General features: G+C 73.7%; 8 protein-coding genes. 3 read left to right on the plus strand and 5 right to left on the minus strand.

Going from position 1 to position 14,924, the window contains the following annotated elements:
• Positions 1-384 precede the first annotated feature (384 nt).
• The gene (locus FB157_RS36980) at positions 385-933 is read right to left on the minus strand and encodes a MarR family winged helix-turn-helix transcriptional regulator (protein ID WP_145885106.1); all 549 of its coding nucleotides are present in this window, start codon (positions 931-933) and stop codon (positions 385-387) included.
• A gap of 110 nt (positions 934-1,043) precedes the next feature.
• Here FB157_RS36980 and FB157_RS36985 point away from each other — a divergent pair, with 110 nt between their 5' ends.
• Complete coding sequence (locus FB157_RS36985) at positions 1,044-2,333, plus strand: MFS transporter (protein WP_261386774.1); 1,290 nt, start codon at positions 1,044-1,046, stop codon at positions 2,331-2,333.
• An 89-nt stretch (positions 2,334-2,422) separates the two neighbouring features.
• On the opposite strand, the gene FB157_RS36990 is transcribed toward FB157_RS36985, so the two are convergent.
• Complete coding sequence (locus FB157_RS36990; protein WP_145885108.1) at positions 2,423-4,066, minus strand: SpoIIE family protein phosphatase; 1,644 nt, start codon at positions 4,064-4,066, stop codon at positions 2,423-2,425.
• A gap of 130 nt (positions 4,067-4,196) precedes the next feature.
• Positions 4,197-5,576 (minus strand): NAD(P)/FAD-dependent oxidoreductase, encoded by a 1,380-nt coding sequence (locus FB157_RS36995; protein WP_145885109.1) that lies wholly within the window; start codon positions 5,574-5,576, stop codon positions 4,197-4,199.
• Positions 5,577-5,956: 380 nt separating this feature from the next.
• Between FB157_RS36995 and FB157_RS37000 the strand changes: the two genes are divergently transcribed.
• Entirely contained in the window at positions 5,957-6,727 is a 771-nt protein-coding gene (locus FB157_RS37000; RefSeq protein WP_145885110.1) for a TetR/AcrR family transcriptional regulator, read from the plus strand.
• Positions 6,728-7,030: 303 nt separating this feature from the next.
• Positions 7,031-8,980 carry a sigma-70 family RNA polymerase sigma factor gene (locus tag FB157_RS37005; protein WP_145885111.1) on the plus strand — a complete coding sequence of 650 codons (1,950 nt, stop codon included), beginning with the start codon at positions 7,031-7,033 and terminating at the stop codon, positions 8,978-8,980.
• Between the two features lie 171 nt (positions 8,981-9,151).
• On the opposite strand, the gene FB157_RS37015 is transcribed toward FB157_RS37005, so the two are convergent.
• The gene (locus FB157_RS37015; RefSeq protein ID WP_145885112.1) at positions 9,152-12,442 is read right to left on the minus strand and encodes a BTAD domain-containing putative transcriptional regulator; all 3,291 of its coding nucleotides are present in this window, start codon (positions 12,440-12,442) and stop codon (positions 9,152-9,154) included.
• A 72-nt stretch (positions 12,443-12,514) separates the two neighbouring features.
• Entirely contained in the window at positions 12,515-14,617 is a 2,103-nt protein-coding gene (locus FB157_RS37020; protein ID WP_145885113.1) for an asparagine synthase-related protein, read from the minus strand.
• Positions 14,618-14,924 lie beyond the last annotated feature (307 nt).

The raw sequence follows: 14,924 nt of genomic DNA on the forward strand, positions 1-14,924 counted from the left end.
TCTTTTCTCGATCCGATTTCCTCGGTGCTTTCCAGGTTCTCGCTCTCGCGTTTCCCTTTCCGGCGGTTCCGACTCTATCAGATCCTTTCGGCGTCTGACCCCCAGTCAGCGGGGTTTGTCTTCGCGGCTGTTGGGCCGTTCCGACGTCTCAAACCTTAGCGGATCCGCCCGGCGATTCCCAATCGGGCCGCCGAGTCCCTATTCGAATTGAATTCGGGCACGCCGAAAACAATCCCATCGGGAGATCGTGCTGGTGGTGTGAGGTGCCGCTCGAGGCGGCGGAGGTGCTGTCGAAGAACCGTTACGGCTCTGCGGCAACCCGGAGAACTTTACGGAGCGCGCAGGGGCGTGTCAACCACCCCTGTCAAGATCTTTTCAGGGACCTCAGTCCAGGTCGCTGAGGCGGCCGCCGGCGTCCGGCTGGGCGTGCTCCACCCGGCGGAGCAGCGTGGTCAGGACCTCGCCGAGGACGGTGCGCTCCGCGGGGGTGAGGTCCTGGAGCAGGTCCTCCTCGAAGACGGTCGCGAGGCGCATCGCCTCCAGCCACTTCTCCCGGCCCTCGGGGGTCAGCTCGATGATGACCCGGACCCGGTTGGACTCGTCGCGCTCCCGGGTGACCAGCCCCTCGGTGACCATGCGGTCGATCCGGTGGGTCATGGCGGCCGGCGTGAGGCCGAGTCGCTTGGCGAGGTCGCTGGGGCCCATCCGGTACGGGGCGCCGGAGAGGACCAGCGCCTTGAGGACCTCCCAGTCGGCGTTGCCGATGCCGAGAGCGGCGGTCTGGCGGCCGTAGGCGACGTTCATCCGCCGGTTCAGCCGGGACAGTGCCGACACGATCTTCTCGACCTGGGGGTCGAGGTCCTGGAACTCGCGCTGGTACGCGGCGATCTGTTCTTCGAGCGTCGGCTCCGTGACGCCGGGGGTCTCGGCCATGGCCGCAGTATCGCACGGGGCCACTTTGCCTTGAAGTCCTTCGATGTGTACTCTTTAGCTTCGCACTTTAGCTTTGAAGTCTTCACTCCTAACTAGTGAGAGAGGTGAACGTGACCAGGGCGATGGGCGCAGCGATGCGCCGGATCCACGTGGGCAACGCACTCAGCGCATTCGGGCTCGGCTTCACGGTCCCCTACCTGTACGTCTATGTGGCGCAGGTGCGGGGCCTCGGGGCCATGACGGCGGGACTCGTGCTCGCCGTCTTCGCCGTGGCCGCGCTGATCGTGCTGCCGTTCGCCGGCAGGGCGATCGTGCGGCGCGGCCCGCTGCCGGTCCTGCTCGCAGCCCTGGTCACCGCCGCGCTGGGTGCGCTGAGCCTCGGACTCGCGGGCAACGCCACCGCCGTACTGCTGTCGGCTGCGGCGCTCGGGGCGGGGCAGGCCGTGATGCAGCCGGCGCTGGCGACGATGATCGTGGACTGCTCGACGGCGGAGACGCGCTCGCGGGCGTTCGCGATGCAGTTCTTCCTGCAGAACCTCGGGCTCGGCGTCGGTGGCCTCATCGGCGGTCACCTCGTCGACACGACCCGGGTCTCCTCCTTCACTCTGCTGTTCGCGATCGAGGCGGCGATGTTCCTGCTGCTGGTCGCTGTGATGGCGACGGTGCGGATGCCGCACTCGCCGCGGATCGCCGACGCGCCGTCCGCGTCCGGGAAGGGCGGCTGGAAGCAGCTGCTCGGGAACCGGGCGATGGTGCAGCTGTGCGTGCTGGGTTTCGTGCTGTTCTTCGCCTGCTACGGACAGTTCGAGTCGGGTCTGAGCGCGTACGGCGTGGAGGCTGCGGGGATATCCACCTCCGCGCTCGGTACGGCGCTGGCTGCGAACACGATGATGATCGTGGTCGCGCAGTTCGCCGTGCTGAAGTTCGTGGAGCGGCGTCGGCGGTCCCGGGTGATCGCCGGTGTGGGGCTCATCTGGGCCGTGGCGTGGCTCGCGGCGGGGTACGCAGGGCTGGGGCACGGGAGCCAGGAGATGGCGACCGCTGCGTTCGTGTCGACGTACGCGTTGTTCGGGCTGGGTGAGGCGATGCTGTCGCCGACGGTCGCCCCGCTGGTCGCCGATCTGGCGCCGGAGGGGATGGCCGGCCAGTACAACTCGGCGTTTGCCCTGGTCAAGCAGCTGGCGCTGGCCGTGGGGCCGGCGGTGGGCGGTCCGCTCGGAGCGTCCCTGCACGGCCCGTACGTCGTGACGTTCCTGCTGTTCTCCCTCGGCATCACCCTGCTGGCGCTGCGACTGGGACGCCGGCTCACCGTTGCCCAGGATCAGCCGTGGGCCGCGGCGAGGACCAGCCGTGTGGTGGCCCGTGGTGGAGCCGCGGAGCCGGTCGCCGCGGAGGCATAGAGTCACCCGCCGCCCCTGGAGGTGGCGGATGACTGCGCGACCAGCCCCCACGCACCGTCAGCCGGCGGCGGACCGCAGCCCCACGGCGCCTAGCCCCTCGGCAAAAGGAACTCGCACCACACCGCCTTCCCTCCGCCCGGTGTCCTTCTCGAACCCCAGTTGGAGGCGATGGTGGCGACGATGGCGATGCCTCTTCCCGACTCGTCGCCCGGTTCTGCCCGGCGGCGGCGGGGGAGGTGGTCGTCGCCGTCCGTGACCTCGATGATCAGGCGGCGGTCGGTGCGGCGCAGGCGGAGCCGCATGGGTGGCGTGCCGTGCTGGAGGCTGTTGGCGACCAGCTCGCTCGTCGCCAGGACGCCCAGGTCGTGCAGGTCGGCCGGGAAGCGCCAGCTCGTCAGGACACCGGAGGCGAACGCGCGGGCGCGGGGAGCCGCCTCCACACCGCCGAGGAGTTCCAGAGCCGCGTTGCGGAAGAGATCGCCCTCCGGGCCCGTACGGGCGGGGTGCTGGAGGACGAGGACGGCTACGTCGTCGTCGTGGTCGGCGGTGACACCGGCCGAGCGGACCAGACGGTCGCAGACGACCTGGGGGGTGCCGGTCGCGCCGGACAGGGCGCGCTCCAGGGAGGCGATCCCCTCGTCCAGGTCCTCGTCCCGGCGCTCGACCAGGCCGTCCGTGTAGAGGACCGCCGTGGAACCGGGGCCCAGCGGGATCGAGCCCGAGGCGTGCATCCAGCCGCCGGTGCCGAGGGGCGGTCCGGTGGGTTCGTCGGCGCGCAGGACCGTGCCGTTCTCGTCGCGGACCAGGATGGGCAGATGGCCGGCGGAGGAGTACACCAGGCGGCCCTCGTTCGGGTCGTGGATGGCGTAGACGCACGTGGCGATCTGGTTGGCGTCGATCTCGGTGGCGAGGCCGTCGAGGAGTTGCAGGACCTCGTGCGGCGGGAGGTCGAGGCGGGCGTAGGCGCGGACGGCGGTGCGCAGCTGGCCCATCACGGCTGCCGCGCGGACGCCTCGGCCCATGACGTCGCCGATCACCAGGGCGGTGCGGCCGCCGCCGAGGGTGATCACGTCGTACCAGTCGCCGCCGACCGCGGCCTCCGTGCCGCCGGGCTGGTAGGTGGCGGCGATGCGCAGGTCGTCGGGCTGCTCCAGCTCCTGGGGGAGGAGGGAGCGTTGCAGGGTCACGGCCGTCTCGCGCTGCCGGCGCTCGCTGGCGCGCAGGCGCTCCGCGGCCTCCGCGTGGTCGGTGACGTCGGTGGCGAAGACGAGTACGGCGCCGTCCCCGCCGGTCTCGGAGACCGGGGTGCAGGTGAACGTGTAGGAACGGCCGTCGAGGGCCTTGCGGGACTTGAGCGTGCGGGGCTTTCCGCTGCGCAGTACCTGGTCGAGGAGCGGCAGCAGACCGAGTTCGGCCAGTTCCGGGAGGGCCTCTCGGGCGGGTTCGCCGAGCGGTCGTACGCCGAAGGCCGCCGTGTAGGCGTCGTTGACGTAGGCGATCCGGTGGTCGGGGCCGTGGAGGAGGGCGACGAGGGCCGGGACGCGGTCGAGGACGGCGCGCGCGGGCAGTTCGTCGACGGCGGGTACGGGCGGTGCCCCGTCGGCCGGTTGTTCGGCCCGGGCCGCGGGCACGGAGCCTTCCCCCCGCCGGTCCGGGGAGACCGCGGTCTCGGTCCGCGCTGCGGCGCGGCGCTGCGTTCCGGGGAGCCGGGCGCTCCAGCGCGTGAAGTTCACAGTGGGGAAAGCCTCGTGGGTGCTGAGGGCGGGCGGGTGCCCGTCCGAGGACGTGGGGCAGTCTGGCAGGTGGCCGTCCGCGGCGATATCCGTCAGACGCCGGGGCGGGCCGGGTAGTTCCTGAGTCCGGTCAGGACGACCCCTTCGGGTTGTCCGAGGGGCTGTGAGGAGGCTTTCCACCGGCCGCGAGTTCGAACTCCGCACGGGGATGTTCGAGCGAGCCGAGCGAGACGATCTCCCGTTTGAAGAGCCCGGCCAGGGTCCATTCCGCCAGCACGCGGGCCTTTCGGTTGAAGGTGGGCACCCTGCTGAGGTGGTACACGCGGTGCATGAACCAGGCAGGGTAGCCCTTCAGCTTGCGCCCGTAGACCTGGGCGACGCCCTTGTGCAGGCCGAGGGAGGCGACGGAGCCGACGTACTTGTGCGCGTACGTCTCCAGGGGCTCGCCGCGCAGCGCGTGGACGATGTTGTCGCCGAGGACCCTGGCCTGGCGGACCGCGTGCTGGGCGTTGGGGGCGGTCTCGGTGCCGGGTTCGGCGGCGGTGACGTCGGGGACGGCTGCGGCGTCGCCCGCGGCCCAGGCGTGCGGGGCGCCGTCGACGGCCAGTTCGGCGGTGCACTTGAGGCGGCCGCGGCCGTCGAGCGGCAGGTCGGTGGCGGCGAGCAGCGGATGCGGTTTGACGCCGGCGGTCCACACGACCGTACGGGTCGGGAAGCGCTGGCCGTCGCTGAGGACGGCGACGCGGTCCGCGCACGAGTCCAGGCGGGTGTCGAGCAGGACCTGGATGTTGCGGCGGCGCAGCTCGGTGACCGTGTAGCGGCCCATCTCCTCGCCGACCTCGGGGAGGATGCGGCCGGAAGCCTCCACGAGGATCCACTTCATGTCCTCGGGACGGAGGTTGTGGTAGTAGCGCGCGGTGTAGCGGGCCATGTCCTCGAGTTCGCCGAGTGCCTCGACCCCGGCGTAGCCGCCGCCGACGAAGACGAAGGTGAGGGCGGCGTCGCGGATCGCGGGGTCGCGGGTGGAGGAGGCGATGTCCATCTGCTCGATGACGTGGTTGCGCAGGCCGATGGCCTCTTCGACGGTCTTGAAGCCGATGCCGTACTCCGCGAGGCCGGGGATGGGCAGCGTGCGGGAGACCGCGCCGGGGGCGAGGACCAGTTCGTCGTAGCCGAGGAGTTCGGCGGTCCTGCCCTCCTCGGCGGTGGCGAGCGTGGTGACGGCGGCGGCGCGCACCGCGTGGTCGATGGACGTCACCTCGCCGATGACGACGTGACACCGGTCCAGGAGGCGGCGCAGCGGTACGACGACATGACGAGGGGAGATCGAACCCGCGGCTGCTTCGGGGAGGAACGGCTGGTACGTCATGTAGGGGTCGGGGGTGACGACAGTGATGTCGACCTCGCCCCGCCTGAGCTCCTGCTTCAACCTCCGCTGCAGACGCAGGGCCGTGTACATCCCGACGTAGCCGCCGCCGACAACCAGAATGCGCGCACGTTCCTTCACCATCCCATGACGCACCCGGCGCTGTTGTTTGTCCACAGCCCCGGCAATTTGTGTGACCGGCGAGCGGGTGTGCGCGGGGCTGGGCGCGCCGTCGGGGTGGGGCGAAAGCGGGCAGGTCAGCGGGGGCGGGAGGGAGGGGGCGAAGGCGAGGAATCGGGACATAGATGCCCCGTACTCCGATCGGGGGGCGCTCCGTGCGGAACCTGCCCCTTCTGAATTGACCCTCACTCAACTATGTTCGTGTGTCGACGGGGTGTAGGGAATGTGGTCGAGCGGGTCCGCGATGAGCGGGTCCGGTCGTGACCGATGCCAGTTCCGCACACTCCGGTATTCAGTGGCGGGGAGAGTCTCCGGGGGGAGACGTCATTAACCGGGGGAAACACATGCATGTTCAGGACACTCATTGGTCGTCGGCAGCCGCTCTCGCTTCGGGCGGACCGGCGGTGAGCGCGGCGGCGGGGAACGGGCGCGCGGACGGGATGCGTACGACACCGCTGCGGGTGGACGCACAGCGCAATCTGGAGCACGTGCTGCGTGCGGCGCGTGAGGTGTTCGGCGAGCTGGGGTACGGCGCGCCGATGGAGGACGTGGCACGGCGGGCTCGGGTCGGTGTCGGCACGGTGTACCGGCGCTTTCCGAGCAAGGACGTGCTGGTCCGGCGGATAGCCGAGGAGGAGACCGCGCGGCTGACCGAGCAGGCGCGGACCGCGCTCGGGCAGGAGGACGAGCCGTGGTCGGCGCTGTCGCGGTTCCTGCGGACGTCCGTGGCGTCCGGGGCGGGGCGGTTGCTGCCGCCGCACGTGCTGCGGGTCGGGGTCACGGAGGAGGGCGACGCCGGGTCCGTCGGTTCTGCCGGGCCGGCCGAGGAGGCCCGGGTGCCTCAGCAGCGGTCTCAGCCGGGTGCGGGTGAGCTGCGGCTGGTGTCGGAGTCGGGCTCGGACGACGGTGGAGCCGGTGCGCTGCTCGAGGTCGTGGGGCAGTTGGTGGAGCGGGCTCGGGGCGCGGGGGAGTTGCGGGCGGACGTGTCCGTGGCGGACGTGCTGCTGGTGATCGCCACGGCGGCGCCTTCGCTGCCGGATCCGGCGCAGCAGGCTGCGGCTTCGGCTCGGCTGCTGGAGATTCTGCTGGAGGGGCTCCGGTCCCGGCCGGAGTAGGTTCTGCGGCGACCGTCTCGGCTTCGCCTCCGGCGTGTTCGCGTTGCCACCCGCACCACCCGTGCAGCCGACACGGCCGGGTGCGGGTGGCCCCTGTGGGGCGTGAGCGCCGGGGCCGGTCGTCATGTGGCGGGCTGCGTATCGCTTGTCGCGCGCGGGGCTCGTCCGGGTGGTGTTCTGTTGCGGGTCGCGAGTGCGCTCGGATGAGTGGATGGGGCGTACAGGCCGTACTTGAGCGAAGGACGATGTGGCACCCTGAGCCGGTGACGGGTTGGGCTGGGCCGGTGTCGGGGGCTTTGCGCGATGGGCGTTGACGGGTGGGACGGGTCACGCGATGACGGTCGCTCCGAGTCCGGAGGGCTGACCTCGCCGCAGGTGCCGAGCCAGGGCGGACGGGACGGGACGGTCCCGCAACGGAGCGTGCCCGCTCAGCGGGGCGGAAGTGGGTTGGCGCCGCGGCAGATGCCGCCCGCCGACGGCGAGTTGATCGAGCGGATGCGGGCGGGGGACGACTCCGCCTACGAGGAGCTGTACCGGCGGCACGCGGATGCGGTGCGCCGGTACGCCCGTACCTGTTGCCGTGACGGGCACACCGCGGACGACCTCACCGCCGAGGTCTTCGCCCGGATGCTGCAGGCGGTGCGCGGCGGTTCGGGGCCCGAACACTCCGTACGGGCCTATCTGCTGACCTCCGTGCGGCGCGTTGCCGCGCACTGGAGCAGGTCCGCGCGGCGCGAGCAGCTCGTGGACGACTTCGCCGTGTTCGCGCAGCAGGCCTCGCGCAGGGCCGAGGTGTCCGACGACGACGCCCTGGATCTCGGTGCCGACGTGCGGGCCCTGCACGAGGCCGAGCAGTCCATGGCCATGCAGGCCTTCCGCTCGCTGCCCGAACGCTGGCAGGCCGTGCTGTGGCACACCGAGGTGGAGGACGAGTCGCCGAGCGAGGTCGCCTTCCTGTTCGGGCTGGACGCCAACGGCACCCGGGTGCTGGCGAGCCGTGCCCGCGAGGGGCTGAAGCAGGCCTATCTGCAGGCTCACGTCAGCGCCTCGCTCGCCGGCGACGAGGAGTGCTCCCGCTACGCCGACCAGCTCGGCACCTACGCCCGCCGCAAGCTGCGCATCCGTGCCGAACGGGGGCTGCGCAAGCACCTGGACGAGTGCGCCAGGTGCCGGCTGGCGGCCGCGCAGATCGAGGAAGTCGCGGGCGGGATCCCCGCGGTGGTGCCGGTCGCGGTCATCGGCTGGTTCGGGGCCGCCGGCTACGGGAAGGCGCTCGGGATCATCGCCGGCGGTGCCGGGGTGGGTGCGGCGGGTGCCGCGGCCGCCGGCGGGTCCTCCAGCGGTGCGGGTGGCGGCGCGGCCGCCGCCGGCGGGGGGTCCGGCGGCTCGGGTGCGGGTGGCGGCGCGGCCGCCGCCGAAGGGCTCGGGGCGCCGGTGAAGGCCGGCATCGCGGCCGGTGTGGTCGCGGTGGCCGTCGCCGTGGTGGCCATGGCACTGCTGAACGACGGCCACCCGGCCGAGGAGGTGGCCAAGCCGGCGCAGACCCCGCCCGCCGCCGGGCAGCCGCAGCCGCAGCCGTCGGCACCCGCGACCTCCGTACCCACGCCCTCCGCCACGCCGAGCGGGAAGAAGCCCGCTCCGGTGCCGGTGGGGCTGGGTCCCGAGCCGGGCCGCACACCGACGTCCGCTCCCGCGCCCACGCCTGCTCCCACATCCACGCCCAGCGCGAAGCCGACCCCCACACCCACCCCGAAACCGAGGCCCAGGCCGACCCCGCCGCCCGCACCCGCACCCACCCCCACTCCGCCACCGGCTCCGGTCGTCTACGAGTGGAGCGATCTGCGGTACGACGTGAACGGTGACGGCACCGGGCCCGAGATGCGGCTGCGCGAGAGCAGCTGGGTGTGGCAGCGGTACGGGATGTCGATCGCCGGCAAGCAGTACGCGCGCGGTGTCACCGTGCACGGCAAGTCCTCCGTCACCATCGACCTCAACCGCCGCTGCACGGCCTTCGACGCCCTGGCCGGTGTGGACGACATGACCCTCGGACTCGGCAAGGTCTCCTTCTCCGTCTACGCCGACAGGGTCCGGCTGTGGCAGTCCGGCATGGTCAAGGGCCGGGACGCGGCCGTGCCCGTCCATGTCGGTCTGACCGGGCACAGGACCGTACGGCTCGTCGTGGAACCGCACAGCAACGTCCTCGACCGGGGCGCGCTCGCGGACTGGGCCGAGTCCCGGTTCACCTGCCGCTAGGCCCTGTCGTCAAATTCCCGTCTGCCCCACGACGCCTGGCACGCACTCTCGCCGCACCGGGCGAAAGCCCAAGTACGTCCAGTACGAGGACTTCCGCCCGGCACGCCGAGAGCACGCACCAGACGCCGCGAGGCCGCCCTTCGGGCGACGACGGGAATTTGACGACAGGACCTAGCGGGGCTCGGGGGCGTGGGTGGGTGCCGGTTGCGCCAGGTCCCGTAGAACGTCCTCCGTGGTGAAGGAGGCGCCCCGGGCCCGCTCGGCCGCGTAGCGGTCCGGGGTCAGCGCCCGGCCGGCCGCGGTGGCGATCTGCTCGGCGCGGGTGTGCTCCGGCTCGGGGCGTGGGTGGCCGGCCCGCCAGTGTTCGGCGGCCGCGAACAGCCGGACCGCGCCCGCCAGATCGCCGAGCCTGGCCAGCAGGACGGCGCCGACGTCGACCAGCCCCGCCGTGATCGCCTCGGCGCAGCGCCGCTCCACCGCCTCGCGCAGCGCGTCCGCCACGATCGGCAGCGCGGCCCCGGGACCGGACTCGCCGGCGGTGATCATGGCCTCGACGGTGCTCAGGGCTGCCGTGAACTGCGGTGGCGGGGTGCCGCCCGACGCGATCGCGCGGGTCATGTCGTAGAGCTCTCGCGCCTGGGCCAGGTCGCCGTCGTTCTCGGCGATGTGGGCCCGCATCATCAGGACGAACGCCCGGGACTCCGCCACCCCGTACACGTCGGCGGCCGTGGCGGCGCCGTCCAGCGCGGCGAGGGCGCTCGTGCGGTCCCCCGAGCGGTAGGCGATCTCGGCGAGCCGGGCCATGAGGAACGGCGACTCGGCGTAGGCGCCGACCTCGTAGGCGAGCCGCAGCGCCTCCTCGTACTCGGCGCGGGCCTCCTTGAACCTGCCGCGGGCCATGGCCGCCTCGCCGGCCGCGCTGCACACCTGTGCCCGCATCCAGCGGTCCCCGACCCGCCGGCTGAGCGCCCGCAGCTCCGCCAGGTCCTCGTCCACGCCCCGCAGGTTGCCCGGCGAGTCGACGACCACGTGGGTGCGGTACATCAGGGAGACGCCGATCTCCCAGTCCCCGCCGTATCTGCGGCAGTTGGCGACCGCGGCGGCCATGTCGGGTGCCACGTCGGCCGGGCCGCCCAGGTAGTAGGCGGTCAACGGCCAGACGATGCCGGGCAGGCGGGCGGCCTGCGGACCTCCGTGCTCGAAGCCGGCCCGGACCCGGGCGATGTACTCCGGGGCGCGAGGGTCGGCCGCGAGGGTCGCCGTGCTCGACTCGGAGGTCAGGAACAGGTCGAGCATCCGCAGGTCCATGCGCAGCTCCCGCAGCGGGTGCCCCGCCTCGCCGTCGGGTGCGGCCAGGAAGGCGCCCACCGGGTCGGCCGACTCCGCCGACGCGACGAGACCGGCCCGATCCGCGTCCTCGGGCAGGGTGTCGCGGGCGACGCCCAGGCGCAGCACCAGCCGCACCCACTCCATCGCCTCCTGGCGGTAGTTGCGCAGCCACCAGAACCAGCCGATCGCCAGGACGATCGCGCCCGCCTCCGCCTCGTCGCCGGCCCGCAGCGTGCGGTCCAGGGCCGCGCGGATGTTGTCGAGCTCGCTCTCCAGGCGGCCGATCCAGGGAAGCTGGGCCGCCGAGCGCAGCTGGGGCTCGGCCTGCTCGACCAGTGCGCGCGCCCAGGCGCGGTGGCGCCGCTCGGCCGCCGCGCGCAGCTCGGGGAGCTCGGCGGCGCGCTCGGTGGCGTACTCATGGATGGTCTCCAGCATCCGGTACCGCATGGTGCCGGAGGAGTCCGGGCCGTCCGGCGCGGCCACGACGAGGGACTTGTCCACCAGGGCGCCGGTCAGCTCCGCCGCCGGGCCGGTGCACACGGCCTCGGCCGCGGTGAGGTCCCAGCCGCCGGCGAACACCGACACCTCGCGCAGCATCGTCCGTTCCCGCTCGTCCAGGAGGTCCCAGGACCAGTCGACGACCGCGCGCAGGGTCTGCTGGCGGGGCAGGACCGTGCGGCTGCCGGAGGTGAGCAGGCGGAAGCGGTCGTCCAGCCGGTCGGCGATCTGGCGCGGGGTCAGCAGCCTGAGCCGGGCCGCGGCCAGCTCGATGGCGAGCGGCAGCCCGTCGAGGCGGCGGCAGATCTCCGCGACGGCCTCGGTGTCGCGGAGCACCGCGTCGGCGTCGGGGCGGACGGTCTGCGCGCGCTCCGCGAAGAGGCGGTGGGCCTGCTCGGGGACGAGGGGTTCGACCGGGCGCACCGCCTCACCGGGGACGCCGAGCGGTTCACGGCTGGTGGCGAGGACCGTGAGCCCGGGGCAGTGGGTGAGGAGGGTCTCGGCGAGGGCGGCGGCAGCGCCGATGACGTGTTCGCAGTTGTCGAGGATCAGGAGCTGGCTGCGCGGGGCGCAGTACTCGATCAGCAGGGCCGTGGGGTCGTCCTGCGGTGTCGCCAGGTCGTTGGCCAGGAGCACGGTCTCGCGCAGACCGAGGGCGCTGACCACGGCACCGGGCACCGCCTCGGGCCGGTCGAGCGGGGCCAGCTCTACCAGCCATGCCTGGGGCAGCCCCGCGGCGGCCTCCTCGGCGAGGCGGGTCTTTCCCGAGCCGCCCGGTCCGGTGAGGGTGACCAGGCGGGCCCTGTGCAAGTCGGAACGAATGGCTTCGAGTTCGGGTTCCCGGCCGACGAAGGACGTCAGACGGGGGCGGAGGTTGCCCGTCCGCCCCGGGGGTCGGGCGGGGGCGGCCGCGGGCGGCTCCTGCCGCAGCAGCGAGGCGTGCAGGGCCTGCAGTTCCGGGCCGGGGTCGGTGCCGAGGGTGTCGGCGAGGGTGCGCCGGGCGGACTCGTACGCGGCGAGGGCGTCGGCGGTGCGGCCGGTGTCGCGCAGGGCGCGGATGAGGAGCGCGTGCAGGGGTTCGTCGTACGGGTGGGCGGCGGTCAGTTCCGTCAGGTCCGGTACGACGTCCTGGGCGCGGCCCAGGCGCAGGCGGGTCTCGGCGCGGCCCCGGAGCGCCTCCAGGCGGAGCGCGTCCGCGCGGGCGGCGGCGGTGCGGTCCGGGAGGTCGGCGAGGGCGGGACCCTGCCACAGGGCGAGCGCCGCGTCCAGGTCGCGGGCCGCGGCCTCGGCGTCGCCGCGGTCCAGAGCCGACGTGGCCGTGCGCACCCGGGACTCGAAGACGAAGAGGTCCACGTCGTCCTCGGTGGCGGCGAGGCGGTAACCGCCGGGCACCGAGCCCACGGTGTCCTTGCCGAGGGCCCTGCGGAGCCGGCCCACCAGGGCCTGGAGGGCGGCCGGGGCGTCCTCGGGCGGATCGTCGGCCCAGACCTCGCCGATCAGGGTCTGCGGGGCGGTGGCCCGCCCGGGGCGAAGCGCGAGTGCGGCGAGCAGCGCGCGCAGGCGGGGGCCGCCGACCGTCTTGGGGGTTCCCTGGTCGTCCTCCGCCTGGGTGACGCCCAGGATTCTGTACCGCACCGGCACATTGTCGCCGGAGGCGGGAGCGGAGGCACGGGGGTTTGCGTGCGCCGCACGGGGTCGTACGGCCGCCTAGCCGGTCAGTCCCGCGGCTCCCGCGGCTCCCGCGCCCAGGGCGCCGCGGCGCGGCGTGATGCCCTCGGGTACGGCACGCGCGCGTGCGGGCGTGCCCGTCCAGCAGGTGCCCCGGCGGGAGAGGAGGCGGCGGAGCCAGACCTCGACGGAGATCAGGTCGGCCAGGCCGTCCAGGGGGAGCGGTGCACCCTCAGCCGCCGCCCGGAGGGCCTTGCGGACCACCCGGGCCTCCACCAGACCGGCCTCGGCCAGGAGGGGCGTGGAGAAGAGGTCCACCAGGGAGTCCGCCGCCATGCGCAGCCCCGCGCGCGCGGCCGCCGCGGAGGAGCCGTGGGAGGGGGTGCCCCAGCCGGGCGGGAGGCCCGCGACGCCGGCGCCCTCCAGGACCGTGCCCAGGACGGCGGAGCGGGCACCGGGCTGGACGCGCAGGGCCTCGGGGAGGGCGCGGCAGGCGCGGACGACCTGGTTGTCGAGGAAGGGCGCGTGCAGCCGCTGGGAGCGGATCTCGGCGGCCTGTTCGAGGACGCGCAGGTCGGCCGCGTGGCGGGCCAGGACGGCACGCGCGCGGAACTCCCCGGGGCGCTGGGCGGAGCCGCCGGGTGAGCGCTCCGCCCCACTCTGGAGCAGAACCGATACTTCAGCCAGTGCCTCCCCCGTCAGCCAGCGCGCCGCCGGCCCCGGTCTCCCCCAGGTCAGCGCGGCGAGGGACGCGCCGACGGCGCCCCCGGGCTCGTCGAAGCGGTGCCGGATCAGCCGCTCGGCGAGCAGCTCCAGGCCCGCCCGGTACGGAGTGCGCGCCAGCCGCCGGGCCGCGCCGTACACGCGCGCGGGAACCATCACCGAGCCCTCGGCCCGGGTGAGCGCAGCGACCGGCCGCACCAGGTGGCGTCGTTTGCGGTCCATGAGGAGGTCCGCGAGGCGGGCGGGGTGGGCGTCCAGGACCTGGCGGGCGCCGTGGCCGGTGAAGTGGTCGGCGCTGCCGGCGGCGAGCCGGGCGCGGTGCCGGGCGGCCGTGACCAGGGAGGGGCCCGGCTCGTCGGTGAGGGGGCCGTCGAGGTCGGCGTACGGCAGGGTCTCCTCGCCGCCGGTCACCACCACGTGGTGCAGCCGCGGGCCGGCCGCGAGGGCTCCCGCGCGCTCCAGTTCGGCCTCGCGGCCGCCGACGGCCAGGTCGTTGAAGGTGACGGCGAGCAGCCGTTCCCCGGCGCCCGTGCCGTGGCCGAGCAGCGTGCCCGGCCGGCCGGGCAGTCCTGCGGCCAGCAGCGCCAGCGTGCCGGAGGCCGGTCCGCCGGACAGGTCGGCGCCGATCCCCGGCACCGGCATCCCGCGCGCGGCCCGCCGCTCCGCGGGGCCCATGCCCGGCACCGGCCCCGGGTCGAGGTCGGGCACGTGCCGCGGCGCCGACAGCCGCGCGCGCACCGCCTCGACGAGCGCGTCCCGTACGGCGTCCACGGCGCGGTCGGGGTCCGCCGGGGGCGCGGCCACCGCGAGGGAGGCGACCGGCTCGTACCCGGCGATCTCGCGTGCTCCGGCGCGCAGGACGAGGGCATGCCCCGGCGGAATGCGCCGAACGCCGTCGTACGGGGTGGTGTCGCGCAGGGCTGCCGGGACGTCGGGGGCGGCGAGCAGGGCCGCCAGGTGGCCGAAGTCGAGGTTGGCCTCGATGAGGTCGGCGAGCGGCAGCGCGGCGGTGGCGTAGGCCGTACCGCCGGCCCAGGGCGTGTGGAACACCGGGCGGGCGCCCGCGAGATCGCCGCAGACGGTGATCCGGCGGCCCACCTGGACGACGGCCGTGTAACTGCCGGGCCAGGTGGTCAGGTGGCGCAGTGCGCCCCCGCGCGCGGTGAACAGTCCGCGCCGCAGCTCCTCGTCGGTCGCGCCGCAGGTGCCGAGGACGGCGATCCTGTTCTGCGCGTCGGCCTTCACCACCCGCACCTCGTCAGGGCGCCAGTCGCCGACGGCCCACAGGGGATCGGGGTCGCCCCACAGAAGTTGGGAGCCGACCGGGTGCAGGGTCTCGCCGTCGTACCCGGTGGCGCCCGCGGAGCCGATTCCGGAGGCGCCCGTGGCGGTGCTGCTCCAACCCACCAACCACCGCATCGACACCTCCACAGCCTGTGGACAACCAGCGCACCGCAGAAACCGGGTCCCCATGCTGCCATGAAGAACGCGCTGTGGAGGGGCGGTGGCACCGCCTTCGATCGAGGGAACGTCGGGCGGACACCGGGCGGACGCCGACGGGAAGCCGCGCGGGCGGGCGAGGGGTGAGCGGCTGAACGCCCGTACGACACGCAGTGGATGGTGGCAGAGTGCCAGGTGGGTGCGACGCGAATGCGCCCCCGATATGCGCCCCGAAAACACCCTTCACGCCCTCAAGTCCCATGGTGGGAGCGGAAATCACCCGCTG

Origin of the sequence: Streptomyces sp. BK340, assembly GCF_007827595.1 — a bacterium.
GTDB lineage: Bacteria > Actinomycetota > Actinomycetes > Streptomycetales > Streptomycetaceae > Streptomyces.

What these genes read in the sequence shown, in the direction of transcription:
- FB157_RS37000 (WP_145885110.1), top strand. Translation starts at nt 5,957, where the DNA reads ATGCATGTTCAGGACACTCATTGGTCGTCGGCAGCCGCTCTCGCTTCG.
- FB157_RS36980 (WP_145885106.1), bottom strand. Translation starts at nt 933, where the DNA reads ATGGCCGAGACCCCCGGCGTCACGGAGCCGACGCTCGAAGAACAGATC.
- FB157_RS37005 (WP_145885111.1), top strand. Translation starts at nt 7,031, where the DNA reads ATGGGCGTTGACGGGTGGGACGGGTCACGCGATGACGGTCGCTCCGAG.
- FB157_RS37020 (WP_145885113.1), bottom strand. Translation starts at nt 14,617, where the DNA reads ATGCGGTGGTTGGTGGGTTGGAGCAGCACCGCCACGGGCGCCTCCGGA.
- FB157_RS36995 (WP_145885109.1), bottom strand. Translation starts at nt 5,576, where the DNA reads ATGGTGAAGGAACGTGCGCGCATTCTGGTTGTCGGCGGCGGCTACGTC.